This window comes from Epibacterium sp. HA2-3 (genome assembly GCF_055693725.2).
The window spans coordinates 1,618,847-1,637,669 of record NZ_CM172490.1; the positions used below are offsets into that span (position 1 = coordinate 1,618,847).

Below are 18,823 nucleotides of genomic sequence, written 5' to 3' on the forward strand. Positions count from 1 at the left end.
CAGCGCAATAATCGCTCTCAGAGATAAAAACACTGAGCTTGGGAGGAGACTCTATGGGGTGGTTGGCCGATGAAACCGGGTTGGAGCGCAGGGCTGCAAATTATGTCGCGCTGACGCCGCTGTCCCATTTGCAGCGGGCGGCGCATGTCTTTGCCGACGAACCCGCCTTGGTCTACGGTCAGACACGGCGCAGCTATGCCCAGTATCATGATCGCTGCACGCGGTTGGCGTCGGCATTGGCCGGGATGGGGGTCGCTCCGGGCGATGTGGTGGCAACATTGCTGCCCAACATCCCCGCTCAGGCGGAGGCGCATTTTGGCGTGCCAGCCTGCGGGGCGGTGCTCAATACGATCAACATTCGGCTGGATGTGGATACGGTGGCCTATATCTTTGATCACGGTCAGGCCAAAGTCGTGCTTGTGGACAGTGAATTCCTGCCTCTTGCCGAAGCCGCCAAAGAAAGACTGCAGGGCGCAGGCCCTACCCTCATTGAAGTGCCGGACACAGAGGCTGGCCATGCGGCCAGCGGTCGCTACACCACCTATGAAGACCTGATCGCGCATGGTGCAACTGATTTTGACTGGGTCATGCCCGAGGATGAATGGGAGAGCCTCGCGCTCAATTACACCTCTGGCACCACCGGGCGCCCGAAAGGCGTGGTCTACCATCACCGCGGCGCCTACCTGATGACCATGGGCACGGTGGTGTCGTGGCGGTTGCAACTGCGCCCGGTCTACCTGACCATCGTGCCGCTGTTTCATTGCAATGGCTGGAACCACACCTGGATGATGCCGGTGCTGGGCGGCACCGTGGTTTGCTGTCGCAACACCACCGCCGAAGCCATCTATAACGCCATCGCGGATGAGGGTGTCACCCATTTTGGCGGCGCGCCCATCGTGCTCAACATGATCGTGAACGCCAAGGACACCGAGCGGCGCGCCTTTGACCACACGGTAGAGGTCTTTACCGCCGGTGCGCCCCCTGCCCCGGCCACGCTCGAGAAAATCGAACGCCTGGGCTTTCATGTCACGCAAGTCTACGGGCTTACAGAGACCTATGGTCATGTGACGGAATGCCTCTGGAAAGGCGACAGCTGGGACGAGCTGGATCAACAAGGGCGCGCCGCAATCAAGGCACGTCAGGGCGTGGCCTTTCCAATGATGGACCACATCACGGTCATGGACGCCGACATGCAACAGGTCCCCATGAATGGCAGCGATCAGGGGGAAATCGTGATGCGGGGCAACTCCGTCATGAAAGGTTACCTAAAGAACCCGGAAGCCACTGAAGAGGCGTTTGCGGGCGGCTATTTCCACTCTGGCGACATCGCGATTCAGCACCCGGATGGCTACATCCAGATCGCGGACCGCGCCAAGGACATCATTATCTCGGGCGGGGAGAACATCTCTTCCGTTGAAGTCGAGGGGGTCCTGATGGGCCATCCGGATGTGAACCTTGCGGCGGTCGTGGCAAAACCGGACGAGAAATGGGGCGAAGTGCCCTGCGCCTTTGTGGAACTCAAAGAAGGCGCAGATGTCGATGAGGCATCCCTAATTGCCTTTGCCCGCCAAACGCTTGCGGGCTTTAAGACACCCAAGGCAGTGGTCTTCTGCGAGCTCCCCAAGACCTCGACCGGAAAGATCCAGAAGTTTGAACTGAGGAAGAGCTTCGCAGGGGGGAGTTGAGGGCGACCTCGAGCCGTGGATGAAGACGCTTTGGTGAAATGAGACTGGATGGCGAAGATCTGTCAGACCGGGCCTGAATCTGCAATTGCTGACATTCAGTACGCCATTCATAGATGGATACCACGCGGGACGAAGCACCAACTCGCAGCGACGACGCGAATGTCGGCCTTCCTTTGTTAAGCGACCTGATCTTTCCTTGAGCACGCGTGATTTGCGAGATTGGCAATTTTTATTGCCTTTCTCCAGCTAATCCCTTCGCGTTGATCAATGGAAAGCGGATGGGAACTGTCCCAAAGATAGGCCTTTGGTCTTTGCCCCTTCGCACTCCATTGAATATCACATTCAAGGTGCTCAAGAGGAGCGCCGGCATCAGATAGATTGTAAAACGGAATGTCGACGGGCAACCACCACAAGCTCCCGAGCGACGACTGATCCTGACCAAAGGTTTCGACGTATTTTTCGAAGCTATCTTTAGACTGAGCAACCCAAACTCCCCAAGTAAACACGGCATCGGTACCTTGGATGGGGATCTCAAGGACAACACGAATACAGAAAATCTCGTCGCCTTGGTCATCACCTTTTGCAGGTTTAATATGACAAAGATCATCCGAGGCGAAAGTCCGATCTTTTCGGTCCCCCTCGGGGACATCGAAATAGTATGTCGGAAACCGAAACGAGAACGACGGCGATCCTTGGTGAAGCTCACCACACGCGTTGCACTTGTACTGAAATTGTCGTTTGCCGAACAATCGTTTGAACAATGTATACCCTTTCCGCGCAGTGAACCAATTTGACCCAGACATTGTCTTTGTGTGCAATGGAGGTAGCTTCAGGCACAGGCCGTTCCTGCGTGACGCGCATCACAAATGAGTGCTTTCAAGCAAATACTCTCAATATCCTCCAGCACAGATACCGCACTCTTCGCGTCAGCGTATGACACTTCATCACAACCTTCTGCTTTCGCAGGCGCAAGAGCAAGCGCCTCCTGCTATTCTCACCAACTGACCGAGGGAATGTCTTGCGCAGCCATATCTGGCTCCTTTCCACCTCAACGCCCTCTCAACGTTCGCAAAAACACCCAAGCACCACCGCTCGAGCTGCAAAGCGGTTTGCCGCCGACGCGGCTTGCATGTTAAATGCAACGAACAACAACAGGAGCAGGCATTTCGGGTCCATGACGGTACTGCGCGAATTTCAGCGGCTTGAGGCAGTGGGGATCTGGCGGGCGTCCCCGGCAGAGCAGCGGCGGGATGTGATCGTCTCGCTTGGAGATGCCACGCTCACCATCACCGATATGCAAGATCGCCCCCTCGCCCATTGGTCGCTGGCCGCGATCGAGCGCGCCAATCCCGGCGCTTTCCCGGCGCTTTATCATCCTGATGGTGACCCCGGCGAGACGTTGGAGCTTGCTGAGGATGAGGTCACCATGCGTGACGCCATCGAGAAAGTGCAAACCGCCATTGATCGCGCGCGTCCACACCCCGGGCGCCTTCGGCTCTTTGGGGGCGTGACAATCGTGGTCTGCGCGGTCGCACTCTTGGCGCTTGGGCTGCCGAAAACCATGCGAAATCAGACCCTTGCCGCTGTCTCCGACGTCCACCGCAAGGCCATAGGTCAGGCGCTTCTGGGACGTATCGAACGGGTCTCAGGTCAGGCGTGTTCGACACCAGAGGCTGAACCGATCCTGAAAAAGCTGGCGGATCGCACCGACGTGCGCCGTGTGGTTGTGCTGCGCTCCGGTATTGCCGAGAGCCTCACGCTGCCCGGCGGCATCGTCCTGATCAACCGAAGCTTTGTCGAGGATTTCGAGGACCCCGCCGTCGCCGCAGGCGCGGTGTTGGTGGAACATGTGCGCGCCGACGAGCGCGATCCGATGGCGGAGATCCTCGACATTGGCGGGGTCACCGCCACCTTCCGCCTGCTCACCACGGGGGAAATCAAACGCGACACGCTGGATCGCTATTCCGAGACCATGCTGTCATCCCCGCGCCCGGGCGTCGATACCGAGGCACTCCTGGCTGAATTTGCTCGTGCTGCGATCCCTTCCACGCCCTATGCCTATGCGCGGGACGTGACCGGTGAATCCACCATCGGGCTGATCGAGGCGGACCCCATGGCGGGCCGGGAACTGGCGCCGGTTCTGAATGACCGCGACTGGGTCCAACTTCAAAACATCTGCGGCTAAAACACTGTTTATAAACAAAAAGGCCGGGAGCATGCCCGGCCTATACTTTGCGTTTTGCCGCATTGCGCTACTTGCTGAGCCGCGCTCCGCTGAACCCCGCGGAACGGATACGCTGCAGGGCCCGATCCGCGCCCACCGTAAAGGGCCCCGCGAGCACCACCTTGAGAGTCTGGCCGTTACGGGTGAGCGTGCCAAGACGCATCTGCAACCCGGTCGCCGCCGACAGCTCACGCGCAATGCGGCGGGCCTCCTCCTCGGAGGCAAGGGTCACGGCACGCACATAGCGTGGCTTAGACGGAACCGCCTCTGGCAGGGTCGCATCCGGGGCTGCCCGGCTCGACAAACGGGTGGCTACACCTGTGCCCCGGCGCGGCTCAACATACCCATATCTGGCCTTGGCATCCCTCAGGACGAAGGGTGTTTTATCAAGCGGCTGCTCCAGCAAACGCCGTGGCAGCGTGTCGGACCAGACCTGCGCCATCTGCGCATCCCCTTGGGGAGAACGCTGCCCGCGCTGAATGTTCATCCGATTGTCCGCACGATCTGCCAACTCGTACCCCTCCGGCACTGCCGGTAATTGGTTGATCACGGTCGGCCGGATGGTTTGCTCGACCCGACGGATATTCAATCGATCATCATCCCAGGCCGGGCGGTAGCCCTCAGGCACCTGAAGCCCCTCGCTCTGTCGGCGCATCAGATAGACGTGTACCGGCAGGATACGCGTGTTGGGCGTGATCTGATCCAACGGATCGCCCGCATTGCGCAGTGGGCGGCGCGGTGCGGGTGCAACGATGGGCGCTGCCGGCGCAGGTGCCGCTGCAACGGGCTGAGGCGCGGCGGCGCGAAGGGGCCGTGCGGGCGCAAGCGAGGTCGCACGCGCATTCGGTGTCGGGACTTCGGCTCTGCGCTCTGGTTTGACCGCAGGAGGCGGCACGGTCGAGCGCGTGCGCGCCGGTGTCGGCGTGGTCAACCGCACCGGGGCGGCCTCGTCGACACGATCCTCATCCGGCGTCAGAGTGATGATATCGGGGCGCGGGTCTTGCGTTTGGGGCTGCTGGCGCGTTGAGCCTGCGATGTTGGACGGTTCCGCACCACAGAGCTGCTGACGGGCGCGGTTCACACGCGGAATCCACGTCACATTGCCGTCCACACCGGCGCGAATAAAGATGCAGCCACGGCTGTCCACATATTGACGACCCTGATAACTCGCCGGTGGAAACTCTGCTGGTTGCGCCGTCTTGGAGGACAGCTGCGCGCTGACACCAGTTGCCAAGCCGGATGCCAAGATGAGGGATACTGCCGTAATTGTAGTTATTTTCATCCAACTGCCCCACAATATATGGCGGCAGGATGCCTCAAATCCCCAACTGAGTAAAGGCAATCTGGGCAACAATATGGCGCGATCCGTCCGATCGTCGCCATATTGCGGGGGTGGCCCCAAACCTCAGCTGTTGCGTGCAGAGTGTCGCGCGTGGCGGCTGGTGCATGGGGCCATCTCTGGGCTATTTGGTGCCGAACATACGGTCGCCCGCATCCCCGAGCCCGGGCATGATATAGCCCTTTTCATTGAGGCCGCGATCCAGCGAGGCGGTGATGATCTTCACATCCGGATGCGCTTCTTTCATGCGTGCCACCCCTTCGGGCGAGGCCAGCAGGCACAAGAACCGAATGTTGTTGGCGCCTGCTTTTTTCAGCAGGTCAACCGCCGCGACCGAGGAATTTCCCGTCGCCAGCATCGGGTCCACCGCAATCACCATCCGGTCAGAGATCTGCTGCGGAACTTTGAAATAATACTGCACCGGCTCCAGCGTTTCCTCGTCGCGGTACATGCCGACAAAGCCCACCCGCGCCGAGGGCACCAGCTCGAGCACCCCATCAAGCATGCCGTTGCCTGCGCGCAGGATCGACACAAGTGCCAGCTTCTTGCCCGCGAGGATCGGCGCTTCCATTTCCTCCATCGGGGTTTCGATGGTGGTGGTCGTGAGCGGCAACTCGCGGGTGACCTCATAGGCCAACAGCTGCGTCAGCTCGCGCAACAGCTGGCGAAATTCATAGGTGGACGTGGCCTTGTCCCGCATGATGGTCAGCTTGTGTTGTACGAGCGGGTGGTCAACGACGGTCAGGTGGTCACTCATCAGGCGCACTCCTTTTGTTTTTTGTTTTCATAAGCGCCCCGCCCCCGGACAAGCAAGGCGTTTTCCGGTCGCGCCTCGGCGCGTTCAGGGCAAAAAGCTGCGCCCCGGCCCCTCGGAGGGTACGCCCAGATGCGCTGCAACCGACGCAGCGATGTCGACAAACCCCACGGTTCCGATGCACCCCGACCCCGCCCCTGCGACAAGCACCGGCACCTGTTCGCGGGTATGGTCGGTCCCGGGCCAGCTTGGATCGTTGCCGTGGTCTGCGGTCAGCACCATCAGGTCCCCCGGACGCAACTGCGCGAGGATTCCGGTAATCTCGCGATCGAACCACTCGAGCGCCCGCGCATAGCCCGCGACATCTCGGCGGTGACCATAAAGGCTGTCAAACTCGACAAAGTTTGCAAAGGTCAGGCTGCCGTCTTCAGCGCTTTGCACCGCATTGGCAAGATGGCGCATCAGAGCCTGATCAGAGCCTTTCTCAAGTGTGTCAATGCCTTGCATGGAGAAGATGTCACCAATCTTGCCGATGGCATGGACACGTCCACCGGCAGCCTGAACCCAATCGGTCAGGATCGGGGCCGGAGGTTTAATGGAATAGTCGCGCCGATTGGTGGTGCGCTCAAACCCTGCATCAGGGGAGCCCACGAATGGACGCGCGATCACGCGGCCCACCCTGCGGGCATGCAGATAGGGCGCGATATCGGCGCAAAGCTTGAGCAAGCGCTCAAGGCCAAAATGCGCCTCATGTGCAGCGATCTGAAAGACGCTATCGGCCGAAGTGTAGCAGATCGGCAGCCCCGTCCGCAGGTGTTCTGCGCCAAGCTCCGCGATGATGCTGGTGCCAGAAGCATGACAGTTCCCCAAGATTCCCGAGACCCCGGCGGCCTGTGCCACATGCGCCACCAGATCCGCATCAAAGGCTGCCCCCTCCTCGGGGAAATAGCCCCAGTCCCATGGCACTGGCAGGCCGGCAAGTTCCCAGTGGCCTGAGGGAGTGTCCTTGCCCGCGCTCACCTCGACGGCAGCGCCCCAAAGCCCGGCTGGCACAGCATCAAGACCCGGCGCAGGCTGGCCGGAGGCAAGGCGCACTGCCGCGCCCAGACCCATCGCATCAAGCGTTGGCAAATGCAGCCCGCCCCGGCGCCCCTCCTCGGCGCGCTTCTCCGCACAGGCCTGTGCAATATGCGCGACGGTATTGGCCCCGAGATCGGGCAGATCCTTGTTGTAATAGGCCCCGGCATCCGGCGCGCCACCGATACCCACCGAGTCCAATACCACCAGAAAGGCACGCGCCATCAGTTGATCCTCTCATACACCAGCGGCGGCAGGTCGGGTGCGGCAGGTGCAAGCCTCACCGCCGCCCACAAGGCCGAGATCGCATCTTGCGCGGCCTCTGCGTGGGCGGCATGAACGCGCGCAATGACATCGCCCCTGGCCACTTTGGCCCCCAAGGGCAGCAGGTCCGAGATCCCGACCGCAGGGTCGATACGGTCGCTTTCAACCATACGCCCGCCGCCCAGCCGAACCACCAGCAGACCAAGGGCCTCGCCGTCGATCGCCGCAACATAGCCTGCGTCCTCGGCCGTGACCTCTGCGCAGACCGGTGCTTGCGGCAGCGCGCGCGCCCATGTCTCAAGCTCTGTGGACGGACCACCCTGCGCGGCAACCATCCGGGCAAACCGCTCTGCCGCGCGACCTTCGGCAATTGCGGCGGCAACTTGCGTCTCGCCCGCCTCTTGGTTGGGGGCAAGTCCCGCCTGCTGCAACAGCGCGCCACCAAGTGCCACGGTGATCTCGATGATCTGCCCGCTCGACTGACCGGTGAGCGCCCGCACCACTTCGGCAACCTCAAGCGCATTGCCCAAGGCTGGAACAAGCGGCTGGTTCATATCGGTGATCAGCGCCTGCGTCGGACACCCCGCAGCCTTTGAGGTTTCCACCAGAGAGGTCGCCAAAGCGCGCGCCTCCTCCAAAGTTTTCATAAAGGCGCCCGAGCCGATCTTGACATCGAGCACCAATGCTTCGGGGCTGGCAGCCAGCTTTTTCGAAAGGATCGATGCTGTAATCAGATCGAGGCTCTCCACCGTGGCCGTCACATCGCGCACCGCATAAAGCCGCTTGTCCGCCGGGGCAATCCGCGCGGTTGCCCCCACGATGGCGCAGCCAACGTCGGCCACAATTCCCGCCAGCCGATCTTGCGTGACCTCGGTGCTTAGACCGGGGATCGCCTCCAGCTTGTCGAGCGTGCCACCCGTGTGCCCAAGACCGCGTCCCGAGATCATCGGGACATAAGCGCCACATTCCGCAAGCGCAGGCGCCAGAAGAAGCGACACGCAATCGCCAACCCCACCGGTCGAGTGTTTGTCCACCACCGGCCCCGGCAGATCCCACGTCAGAACATCGCCGCTGTCGCGCATCGCAAGCGTCAGGTCAGAGCGCGCCGCGGCGGGCAACCCGTTGAGACAGATCGCCATGGCAAAGGCGCCGGCCTGCGCGTCGCTGACGGCTCCACTGGCGAGCCCCTCGGCAAACCAGCGCAGCTCCTCGGTGCTTGGGGTGTGTTTCTGCCTTAACCGGGCAATGACCGTGCGCGCATCCATGCCGTCAGCTCCGCTCCATATGGCCTGCGTCAAACGCGCCAGGCAGCAGATCGCCAATCGTGGTCTCCATTTCGACGCCATCGGTGGTCGCAAGGGTCACCGCGACCTCGGCAGCGCCGAATTCCTTGAGCTTCTGACGGCAGCCGCCGCAGGGCGGCACCGGGTTTGGGCAATCGGCGATCACATAGGCCTCAAGAAGTTCAGTTTCACCGGCCGCCACCATCGCCGCAATCGCACCGGCCTCGGCACAGGTGCCTTCGGGATAGGCCACGTTTTCGACATTGCAGCCCACATAGACCGTGCCGGATCTGGCCCGGATCGCCGCGCCCACCTTGAAGTTCGAATAGGGCGCATGGGCATTCTGGCGCACCGCAGCAGCGGCTGCGCGCAAGGGATGAATAGTATCGGTGTCTGATGCAGGCATAATGATCTCCGTCCTCGCAGGGGGCCGTGGCTGACGATCCTTCGCCAGCGCGTGGGGCCTCGGGCCTTGTGGCATTCGTGTGGTCCTGTTGTCCCAGTCTTTGCCCGTTTTGATCGGATGGTCAAATGTCATCTCGCGGCACCCTCCCTCAATCAACAAGACGAAAGCCTTCTGGTGGGCTGACCAGAGCATGCCGTCCCGCACCCCGGCAGGAATTTTGGCGAGCCGCCCGCCACTCAGTGATGCGAGATGCAAAGCCTTGCCGATGATCTGCGCCTTGTGCAAAAGGCGGTTCCCCTCACCCGCAAGATAGTTTAGCACTAAACTATCACCATCAGGAGCGACCTTCATGCCCGACAAGACCTCGGAATCCCTGCGCGACGCGGCTCTGCGCTACCACGAGTTCCCGCGTCCCGGTAAACTGGAAATTCGCGCCACAAAACCGCTGGCCACTGGCAACGACCTTGCACGGGCCTACTCACCCGGCGTGGCTGAAGCCTGTCTTGAGATCAAGGACGACGAGGCCAATGCCGCGCGCTACACGGCGCGGGGCAATCTGGTTGCGGTGGTCTCCAACGGCTCTGCGGTTCTGGGACTTGGCAACATCGGTGCGCTGGCCTCCAAACCGGTGATGGAAGGCAAGGCGGTTCTATTCAAAAACTTCGCCAATATCGACTGCTTTGACATTGAATTGAACGAAAGCGATCCCGAGAAACTGGCCGACATCGTCTGCGCGCTGGAGCCGACCTTTGGCGCGGTAAACCTTGAAGACATCAAGGCACCTGATTGTTTTATCGTCGAAAAACTCTGCCGCGAGCGGATGAACATCCCCGTGTTTCACGATGACCAGCATGGCACCGCGATCGTTGTCGGCGCCGCGGCCAAGAACGCGCTCCATGTAGCGGGCAAGAAGTTCGAGGACATCAAGATCGTCTCGACCGGCGGCGGGGCAGCGGGCATTGCCTGCCTCAACATGCTGCTGAAACTTGGGGTCAAGCGAGAGAACGTCTGGCTCTGCGATATTCACGGCTTGGTCTATGAAGGCCGCGAGGAGGACATGAACCCGCACAAGGCGGCCTTTGCTCAGGCTTCTGAGAAACGGACGCTGGATGAGGTGATCGACGGCGCGGATCTGTTCCTTGGCCTTTCCGGTCCCAATGTGCTCAAGCCCGGGATGGTCACGAAGATGGCGAAACGCCCGATCATCTTTGCGCTGGCGAACCCGACCCCGGAGATCATGCCCGATGAGGCGCGCAAGGTGGCGCCAGACGCTATCATCGCCACGGGTCGCAGCGATTTTCCCAATCAGGTCAACAACGTACTGTGCTTTCCGTTTATCTTCCGTGGCGCGCTGGACGTTGGCGCCACTGAGATCAACGACGAGATGCAGATTGCCTGTGTCGAGGGGATCGCAGAGCTTGCGCGGACCACAACCTCAGCCGAGGCGGCTGCGGCCTACAAGGGGGAGCAGCTCACCTTTGGCGCGGATTACCTGATCCCAAAGCCTTTTGACCCGCGTCTGGTGGCGGTGGTTTCCTCTGCCGTTGCGCGCGCGGCCATGTCCAGCGGCGTGGCCAAGCGGCCGATCGACGATCTGGGGGCTTACCGCGCCAAGCTGAACCAAAGCGTGTTCAAATCCGCGCTCCTGATGAAACCTGTGTTCGAGGCCGCTCGCGCGGCAGCCCGCCGGATCGTCTTTGCTGAAGGCGAAGACGAGCGCGTCTTGCGCACCGCACAGGAGATGCTGCGCGAGACCACAGAGACTCCGATCCTGATTGGTCGACCGGAGGTGATCGAGCACCGCTGCCAGCGTCTGGGACTGTCGATCCGCCCCGGTCAGGACGTTCAAATTGTGAACCCTGAAAACGATCCGCGCTACCGTGACTATTGGACCAGCTATCATCGGATCATGGAGCGCCGGGGGGTGACGCCGGATCTCGCCAAAGCGATCCTGCGCACCAACACCACCGCGATTGGCGCCATCATGGTGCATCGCGGAGAGGCGGACAGCCTGATCTGCGGTACGTTCGGAGAGTACCGCTGGCACCTCAACTATGTGCAGCAGATCCTGGGCGGCGGTTCTTATGCGCCACATGGGGCGCTCTCGATGATGATCCTCGACGATGGGCCAATGTTCATTGCCGACACCCAGGTCCGCATTGAACCGACTCCAGAAGAAATCGCCGAAACCGTGATCGGTGCAGCGCGCCATGTGCGCCGATTTGGTCTGAAGCCGCAGATTGCGCTCTGTTCGCAGAGCCAGTTCGGCAACATCCAATGCGACACCGGGGAGCGTCTGCGCGCAGCCTTGGCGATCCTCGACGACAAGCGGCGCGATTTTGTCTACGAGGGCGAAATGAACATCGACACCGCGCTCGACCCGGAGCTGCGTGAGCGGATCTTCCCCAATTCGCGGCTGGAAGGTGCCGCCAATGTGCTGGTCTTTGCCCATGCGGATGCGGCGTCTGGTGTGCGCAACATCCTCAAGATGCGCTCTGGCGGGCTTGAGGTCGGGCCGATCCTGATGGGCATGGGCAACCGCGCTCATATTGTTTCCCCGTCGATCACCGCACGCGGATTGTTGAACATGGCCGCCATCGCGGGCACTCCGGTCGCCCATTACGGCTGACGCCCAGCGCAGCGCAAAATGATCTCTGCGAGGGGCAACCCTGCCCTTCGCCCTCCACGCGCGGCGCGCCGTGGCCTCGACCTTGACCTAAGGTGAGTCGGCGCCGCCCTGCTGGATTTACCACAAGATTAGCTTTGCAACTTTGCAGACCTGACAGATTTCCCCTGCAAAATTCGCCCAATTCCGGGGTTTGCAAAACTTTGCAACTCCACTTGGCAAAATCTAACGCTAACAGGTTCTAATTCGTCGCAGCAGCCGTCGCCGCGCTTGCGAGAGCTTTGCTCTTGCGCCTAGGCTCTGTCCTCAGAACAGACAGGGAGGAGGACCCCGATGACCTATTCTGAGGTATATGCGCAGTGGAAAGCCGATCCAGAGGGGTTCTGGATGGAGGCGGCCGGCGCCATCAGCTGGGACAAAGCCCCTTCAAAGGCGCTGAGCGATCTGGGCGGTGGGCTCTATGAGTGGTTTGCCGACAGCAAGGTCAACACCTGCTACAACGCGGTGGACCGTCATGTTGAGGCCGGGCGCGGCGAGCAGACCGCGATCATCTACGACAGCCCCGTCACCCACACAAAACGCGAGATTTCCTTTGTCGAGCTGCGCAACCGCGTGGCCACCCTCGCCGGTGCGTTGCGCGCCAAGGGGGTCGAGAAAGGCGATCGCGTCATCATCTACATGCCGATGATCCCCGAAGCGCTGGAAGCCATGCTCGCCTGTGCGCGGATCGGCGCGGTGCATTCGGTGGTCTTTGGCGGCTTTGCCTCCTCGGAGCTTGCGGTACGGATTGACGACGCCACCCCCAAGGCGATCATCGCCGCCTCCTGCGGGATCGAGCCGGGACGTATCGTCCATTACAAGCCGCTTCTGGATGGAGCCATCGACATGGCCAGCCACAAGCCGGACTTCTGCGTGATCCTCCAGCGCGAGCAGGAAGTTGCGGAGCTTGTCGAGGGGCGCGACGTGAACTGGCACGGGTTCCAATATGGCGTCGAGCCTGCAGACTGTGTGCCGGTCGAGGGCAATCATCCCTCCTATATCCTCTATACCTCCGGGACCACCGGACAGCCCAAGGGGGTGATCCGCCACACGGCCGGGCAGCTTGTGGCGCTCAATTGGTCTATGAAGAACATCTATAACGTCGATCCGGGCGATGTGTTCTGGGCCGCGTCCGACGTGGGCTGGGTCGTGGGACACAGCTATATCTGCTATGGACCGCTCATCCATGGCAACACCACCGTTGTCTTTGAGGGCAAGCCCGTTGGCACGCCCGACGCGGGCACCTTCTGGCGGGTGATCTCGGAACATAAGGTGAAAAGCTTCTTCACCGCCCCCACCGCATTCCGCGCCGTCAAACGCGAAGATCCCAAAGGCGAGTTTGTCGGGAAATACGATCTTTCCTGTCTGGAGCAGGTCTATCTGGCGGGCGAGCGCGCAGATCCCGACACGATCATCTGGGCGCAAGACCAATTGGGCGTGCCAGTCATCGATCACTGGTGGCAGACAGAAACCGGCTGGTCGATTGCTGCCAATCCGCTTGGTATTGAAACGCTCCCGGTGAAGCTCGGCTCCCCCGCCGTGCCAATGCCCGGCTATGACGTGCAGATCCTTGACGAGGGTGGCCATCCTGTCGCCCCCGGAGAGCTGGGTGCGATTGCGGTCAAACTCCCCCTGCCCCCTGGCACGTTGCCAACGCTCTGGAACGCCGAAGAGCGGTTCAAGAAAAGCTACCTCACCACCTTTGCTGGCTACTACGAGACGGGCGATGCCGGGATGATGGATGAGGATGGGTATCTCTACATCATGGCGCGTACCGATGACGTAATCAACGTGGCCGGGCATCGCCTGTCTACAGGCGCGATGGAAGAGGTTCTTGCGGGCCACCCGGATGTTGCAGAATGTGCCGTGATCGGCGTGGCAGATCAACTGAAGGGGCAAATGCCGCTGGGCTTCCTCTGCCTCAACTCCGGCTGCAATCGTCCTCATTCCGAGATCACCGCCGAGGTGGTCAAACTGGTGCGCGAAAAGATCGGCCCCGTGGCGGCGTTCAAACTCGCCTGCGTGGTGGATCGCCTCCCCAAGACGCGCTCGGGCAAGATCTTGCGGGGCACCATGGTCTCCATCGCGGACAACACCGAGTGGAAGATGCCCGCGACCATCGATGACCCGGCCATCTTGGACGAGATCAAAACCGCCCTCCAAAGCCTCGGCTACGCCCAAGGGTAGGACAGAACAAAGAAAAGCGGCCCGCCTTGGGGCCGCTTCCTCGTCCACGCTGCGATGAGCGCGGTGCTCGTATCAGATCTTTTCCTTCAGGCTCTCTGCAAAGGCGTCGATCTGACGCTCAGCATCTTCGCGCGCCAAACCATAGCGCTCCTGCAGCAGACCAGCGAGTTTGTCTCGGTCGCCGGCCGCCTGATCGATCTCATCCTCGCTGAGCTTGCCCCACTGGGTTTGCGCCTCGCCTTTGAGCTGCTTCCATTTGCCTTCGATAATATCCCAATTCATGATCTCTGCTCCTTTGCAGGTTGGATCACAGTGCGTCCACAGACGCTCGCTGCTTGACCTCTAAACGTCCCGCCTCCGGGATTGTTCCAAGAAATCCTCCGCAAAGAGATCAGAAATCAGGTCAAGGTCGCAGCTCCTTTGGCTCAAAGAAGAAACGCACATGGCTGTCCGGCCGCTCTGCCAGCTCTCCGTTGCGGTAACGGTATTCGATCCGGTAGCGCTGCGGTCCATCCGGGTAATACCCAGCACAAGGCGCATCCGGATCGTAACTCTCATTGAGCTGACTCTGGATCAGCTCAGCATATTGCGGGCCGAGATCCGGGTCCCCGCCATCAACGTAGCGGATCGTCGGCGCCTGCCCCCAATTCGAGGGGCAGCCCCAGCCGAACAGAAACTCGTATTCGGAAGAGGCCAGGAAAACCCACGGCTCACCGGCGGGGTTCTCGATCGCAAACCATGACGCGTTGTAGATGATCCCCTCCTCGGTGCGCATGTAGGACAAACCGGAGCACGATTGCGTGGCAGGATCATAGCCGTCGCATTCGTAGGGAGTCTCGCCCATCTCCTCAATGACCTGCAATACAGATACAAAGCTCTCCGCCTGCAGCGGCAAAGCAGAGCCAACAGAGATGGCACACACCGCAGAAAACGCGATTAATCTATTCATGTTTTGGGGTTCTTTCAAAAAATATCGCTCCGGGAACAGCCTTCGCGCTTCCACAGGCAGGATCAAGCACAATCCCCAAATAACAAGTTAAATTCCCCCCTTCCCAGCCCCTCAAACGGACACTAGTCTCCGCCTCAAGGAGATTGTTAACATGTCAAATCAAGAGCTTTGGCGCCTGAGCGCAGAAGAATTGTCCACCCAGACCCGCAACGGCGACATCAGTCCAACAGAGGCGGTGACCTCTGTGCTTGCGCGGATGGATCAGGTGAACCCGGCGCTCAATGCGGTGGTCGAGGATCTCCGGGACGAGGCTCTGGCGCGGGCCGAAGTTCTCGACAGCACGCCAAAGGCGCTGCGCGGCCCCTTGCACGGCGTCCCTGTCACCATCAAGATCAACATCGATCAAACCGGGCATCCGACATCAAACGGCATTCCTGCGCTCAAGGATCTGATCGCCCCCGATGACGCGCCGGTGGTGCAAAACCTAGAACGCGCCGGAGCTGTGGTGATCGGGCGCAGCAACACGCCAGAGTTTTCCTTCCGCGCCGATACCGACAATCCCCTCTATGGGCGCACCCATAATCCCTGGGGGCGGCATATCTCGCCCGGCGGCTCTTCGGGCGGTGGCGGCGCTGCAGTGATGGCGGGGATTGGTCCGCTGGCACATGGCAATGACATTGGCGGCTCCCTGCGCTTTCCCGCAGCGGCCAATGGCGCGGTCACCGTGAAGCCGGGCTTTGGGCGCGTGCCCGCCTGGAACCCCAGCCAAAAAGCCGAACGCGGCCTCTTGGCCCAATTGATGAGCGTTCAAGGCCTGATGACCCGCTCCGCGCGCGATTTGCACCTCTCGATGCCCGCGATGATCGCGCCCGACATTCGCGACCCCTTCCACGCCCCGGTGCCGTGGCGCGGGGCGGCGCCGGACGGCCCGGTCAAGGTCGCCTTCACCCGCAACACCCATGGCTATGACCTCCACCCCGAGGTGGACGCGGCGCTCTTGGCGGCGCGCGACGCGCTGATGGATGCCGGGTATATCGTCGAGGAGATCGAGCCCCCCAATGTCTTTGAGGCCGGGCGCACAGGCTATCGCGCGCTCATGGGCGAAATTCATGCGTTGATGAAACCCGACCTCGACGCCATGGGCTCCGAGATCATCCGCACGATGTTTGACACCTATTTTCAGGAGTTCCCGCCCTTCCACGGTGATGAGCTGCTCAAGATGTACGCCAAACGCAGCCATTACGCCCGCCAATGGGCCATGTTCATGGCCGATTACCCGCTGGTGCTGACGCCCTTCCTGCCGCATCCGTTCTTTGCGCCTGATCGCGATCGCGAAGGGGTCGCGGGCGCCCATGATGTGCTGGGCTGTGCGGTCTACTCCTACGCCATGAATTACATGGGCCTACCAGCCGCCTGCGTGCCTGCGCGCCTCGCACAGCTTCCAAAGGGCCCACAACCCATCAACGTGCAGATCGTGGCGCCGCGCTGGCGCGAAGACATGGCCGTGGATGCCGCTATCGCCATTGAGGATCGCATCGGACAGATGGCTGCCCCGCTCTGGGGTCACATGCAGTCCATGACGACCTGAGCGACGATCCGAGCGCGCCGACGCCTTCTTCTAACCAGAAATATCCCCGCCGGAGGCACGGCCTTGGACCCATGGGTCCAAGGCTCAACCTGTCGCGCGCCAGCGCGGCCTCAGTTGAACTGTTCCGAGATCAGCCGTTCCTCAAGCCCATGACCGGGGTCAAACAGGATCTTGTGGCTGATCCGGCGTTCACTCTGGATTTCAACCCAGTCGATCTCCTTAAAGGAAATCGAATCCGCTTCCGCCATCACGGGTCGCTTGGCCGCATCGATCACGTCAAAACGCACGGTGGCCCCACTGGGCAGCAAAGCGCCGCGCCAGCGCCTTGGGCGAAAGGCCGCAATCGCCGTCAGCGCCAGCACATCCGCCCCGATGGGCAGGATCGGGCCGTGCGCCGAAAAATTATAGGCGGTGGAGCCCGCAGGCGTCGACACCAGCGCTCCATCGCAAACCAGCTCCGCCATCCGCTGCCGCCCATCGACCGAGATCTTGAGCTTGGCCGCCTGCGGACCCTGCCGCAGCAAGGACACTTCGTTGATCGCCATCGCCTCATGCATGACCCCGGCCCGGTCCTGCGCCCGCATCCGCAAGGGGTGGATGATCTCCTCATTGGCGGCCTCCAGCCGTTCCAGAAGCGCGTCCTCGCCAAAGCTGTTCATCAAGAAACCAACCGTGCCGCGGTTCATCCCGTAGATCGGAATATTGAGATCAACGGTGTCACGCAGCGTGTGCAACATGAACCCATCGCCCCCCAGCGCCACGATGACATCTGCGGCCTCGACGGCGACAGATCCGTAGCGTTTGCTCAGAACAGAAAGAGCCGTCTGCGCCAAAGGGGCCTCGCTGGCCAGAAATGCGATTCTCATAAGGCGCGATCCTGTTTCCGGTAGGGTCCAAACGGTTCCGAAACAAGCACAGGTTTTCCCCGTTGACCAGAGTTGCCGTTCACCTGATGCGTTTCGTCGCTTTACAGCCTTTCAGATCCGTGAAGTTTCCTATAGGAAATCTCGCAAATACCAAGCCCCAACCAGACGGAGCCAATATGACTGACGCGACCCGCGACCCCGGTTTCTTCACCCAAAGCCTCTCTGAGCGCGACCCAGAGCTTTTTGGCGCAATCACCGATGAACTCGGTCGTCAGCGCGACGAGATCGAGCTGATCGCCTCCGAAAACATCGTCTCTGCTGCCGTCATGGAAGCGCAGGGCTCTGTGCTGACCAACAAGTATGCCGAAGGCTACCCGGGCCGTCGCTATTATGGCGGCTGCCAGTATGTCGACGTGGCTGAAAACCTCGCCATCGACCGGGCCAAGCAGCTTTTCAACTGCGAATTTGCCAATGTTCAGCCCAACTCCGGCTCGCAGGCGAACCAGGGCGTGTTCCAGGCGATCCTGAAGCCCGGCGACACCATCCTCGGCATGGATCTCGCGTCCGGCGGTCACCTTACCCATGGTGCAGCGCCAAACCAGTCCGGCAAATGGTTCAACGCCGTGCACTACGGCGTGCGCGAATCCGACTGCCTGATCGATTATGATCAGGTGCAGGCACTTGCGACCGAGCACCAGCCCAAGCTGATCATCGCCGGCGGCTCCGCGATCCCGCGCCAGATCGATTTTGCCAAGTTCCGTGAAATCGCTGACAGCGTCGGTGCCTATCTGCTGGTGGACATGGCGCATTTCGCCGGTCTCGTTGCTGCGGGCGAGCATCCTTCGCCCTTCCCGCATGCTGATGTGGCCACCACCACCACCCACAAGACCCTGCGCGGCCCGCGTGGCGGCATGATCCTGACCAACAACCCGGATCTGGCAAAGAAATTCAACTCTGCCATCTTCCCGGGCATTCAGGGCGGCCCGCTGATGCACGTGATCGCAGGCAAAGCCGCCGCCTTTGGCGAGGCGCTGAAGCCCGAGTTCAAATCCTACCAGAAACAAGTGCGTGCAAACGCGGTTGCGCTGGCGGATGAGCTGATCAAAGGCGGTCTGGACATCGTGACCGGCGGCACCGACACCCATGTGATGCTGGTGGACCTGCGCCCCAAAGGCGTGACGGGCAACATCGTCGACAAAGCGCTCGGCCGTGCGCATATCACCACCAACAAGAACGGCATCCCGTTCGACCCGGAAAAGCCCACCGTGACCTCCGGTATCCGCCTCGGCACGCCTGCAGGCACGACCCGTGGGTTTGGTGAGGAAGAGTTCCGCGAGATCGCCCGTCTGATCGTCGAGGTGGTCGACGGTCTCGCAGCCAATGGCGAGGACGGCAACGCCGCGGTCGAAGAAGCCGTGCGTGGCAAAGTCGCGGCGCTCTGCGGCCGCTTCCCGCTCTATCCAAACCTCTGATCTGGCGCCTCACCCGAGGTTGCTCTGCACCGCCGCGCTCTTTCGGGCGCGGCGGTTTTTTTTG

Annotated in this window: 15 protein-coding genes; 6 read left to right on the plus strand and 9 right to left on the minus strand. The window is 61.2% G+C overall.

The window, feature by feature from the left end:
- The first annotated feature begins 53 nt into the window (after nucleotides 1–53).
- Nucleotides 54–1,685 carry a long-chain-fatty-acid--CoA ligase gene (locus tag ACZ1HH_RS07510; protein ID WP_487320225.1) on the plus strand — a complete coding sequence of 544 codons (1,632 nt, stop codon included), beginning with the start codon at nucleotides 54–56 and terminating at the stop codon, nucleotides 1,683–1,685.
- A gap of 176 nt (nucleotides 1,686–1,861) precedes the next feature.
- On the opposite strand, the gene ACZ1HH_RS07515 is transcribed toward ACZ1HH_RS07510, so the two are convergent.
- On the minus strand, nucleotides 1,862–2,446 hold the full coding sequence (locus ACZ1HH_RS07515; protein ID WP_472636286.1) for a DUF2199 domain-containing protein: 585 nt from the start codon (nucleotides 2,444–2,446) through the stop codon (nucleotides 1,862–1,864).
- Between the two features lie 413 nt (nucleotides 2,447–2,859).
- On the opposite strand from ACZ1HH_RS07515, the gene ACZ1HH_RS07520 reads away from it, so the two are divergent.
- The gene (locus ACZ1HH_RS07520; protein ID WP_044026763.1) at nucleotides 2,860–3,870 is read left to right on the plus strand and encodes a hypothetical protein; all 1,011 of its coding nucleotides are present in this window, start codon (nucleotides 2,860–2,862) and stop codon (nucleotides 3,868–3,870) included.
- 67 nt (nucleotides 3,871–3,937) lie between these two features.
- On the opposite strand, the gene ACZ1HH_RS07525 is transcribed toward ACZ1HH_RS07520, so the two are convergent.
- From ACZ1HH_RS07525 to ACZ1HH_RS07545, 5 genes are all read right to left on the minus strand, one after another.
- Nucleotides 3,938–5,191: an SPOR domain-containing protein gene (locus tag ACZ1HH_RS07525; RefSeq protein WP_472636287.1), complete on the minus strand. Its 1,254-nt coding sequence runs from the start codon at nucleotides 5,189–5,191 to the stop codon at nucleotides 3,938–3,940.
- Nucleotides 5,192–5,372: 181 nt separating this feature from the next.
- Nucleotides 5,373–6,005 (minus strand): uracil phosphoribosyltransferase, encoded by a 633-nt coding sequence (gene upp / locus ACZ1HH_RS07530; protein ID WP_011538902.1) that lies wholly within the window; start codon nucleotides 6,003–6,005, stop codon nucleotides 5,373–5,375.
- 84 nt (nucleotides 6,006–6,089) lie between these two features.
- The gene (locus ACZ1HH_RS07535) at nucleotides 6,090–7,304 is read right to left on the minus strand and encodes a phosphopentomutase (protein ID WP_472636288.1); all 1,215 of its coding nucleotides are present in this window, start codon (nucleotides 7,302–7,304) and stop codon (nucleotides 6,090–6,092) included.
- Nucleotides 7,304–8,608, minus strand: a complete 1,305-nt coding sequence (locus tag ACZ1HH_RS07540) for a thymidine phosphorylase (RefSeq protein ID WP_472636289.1) — start codon at nucleotides 8,606–8,608, stop codon at nucleotides 7,304–7,306. Before ACZ1HH_RS07540 ends, ACZ1HH_RS07535 begins: the two co-directional genes overlap by 1 nt.
- 4 nt (nucleotides 8,609–8,612) lie before the next feature.
- Nucleotides 8,613–9,032 (minus strand): cytidine deaminase, encoded by a 420-nt coding sequence (locus ACZ1HH_RS07545; protein WP_472636290.1) that lies wholly within the window; start codon nucleotides 9,030–9,032, stop codon nucleotides 8,613–8,615.
- Nucleotides 9,033–9,381: 349 nt separating this feature from the next.
- Here ACZ1HH_RS07545 and ACZ1HH_RS07550 point away from each other — a divergent pair, with 349 nt between their 5' ends.
- Together ACZ1HH_RS07550 and prpE are read left to right on the plus strand one after the other, a co-directional pair.
- Complete coding sequence (locus ACZ1HH_RS07550) at nucleotides 9,382–11,661, plus strand: NADP-dependent malic enzyme (RefSeq protein ID WP_472636291.1); 2,280 nt, start codon at nucleotides 9,382–9,384, stop codon at nucleotides 11,659–11,661.
- A gap of 330 nt (nucleotides 11,662–11,991) precedes the next feature.
- Entirely contained in the window at nucleotides 11,992–13,884 is a 1,893-nt protein-coding gene (prpE, locus tag ACZ1HH_RS07555) for a propionate-CoA ligase PrpE (RefSeq protein WP_416368545.1), read from the plus strand.
- Between the two features lie 72 nt (nucleotides 13,885–13,956).
- Here prpE and ACZ1HH_RS07560 read toward each other — a convergent pair whose 3' ends face one another.
- Together ACZ1HH_RS07560 and ACZ1HH_RS07565 are read right to left on the minus strand one after the other, a co-directional pair.
- Entirely contained in the window at nucleotides 13,957–14,166 is a 210-nt protein-coding gene (locus tag ACZ1HH_RS07560; protein WP_011538908.1) for a CsbD family protein, read from the minus strand.
- A gap of 121 nt (nucleotides 14,167–14,287) precedes the next feature.
- On the minus strand, nucleotides 14,288–14,833 hold the full coding sequence (locus ACZ1HH_RS07565) for a hypothetical protein (RefSeq protein ID WP_011538909.1): 546 nt from the start codon (nucleotides 14,831–14,833) through the stop codon (nucleotides 14,288–14,290).
- A gap of 151 nt (nucleotides 14,834–14,984) precedes the next feature.
- Between ACZ1HH_RS07565 and ACZ1HH_RS07570 the strand changes: the two genes are divergently transcribed.
- Nucleotides 14,985–16,421, plus strand: a complete 1,437-nt coding sequence (locus ACZ1HH_RS07570) for an amidase family protein (RefSeq protein ID WP_472636292.1) — start codon at nucleotides 14,985–14,987, stop codon at nucleotides 16,419–16,421.
- 110 nt (nucleotides 16,422–16,531) lie between these two features.
- Here the strand turns inward: ACZ1HH_RS07570 and ACZ1HH_RS07575 are convergent, their stop codons facing one another.
- Nucleotides 16,532–17,287 (minus strand): NAD kinase, encoded by a 756-nt coding sequence (locus tag ACZ1HH_RS07575; RefSeq protein ID WP_011538911.1) that lies wholly within the window; start codon nucleotides 17,285–17,287, stop codon nucleotides 16,532–16,534.
- Nucleotides 17,288–17,463: 176 nt separating this feature from the next.
- Between ACZ1HH_RS07575 and glyA the strand changes: the two genes are divergently transcribed.
- Nucleotides 17,464–18,759, plus strand: coding sequence for a serine hydroxymethyltransferase (gene glyA, locus ACZ1HH_RS07580; RefSeq protein ID WP_011538912.1), 1,296 nt, complete (start codon nucleotides 17,464–17,466; stop codon nucleotides 18,757–18,759).
- The last annotated feature ends 64 nt before the right edge of the window (nucleotides 18,760–18,823 follow it).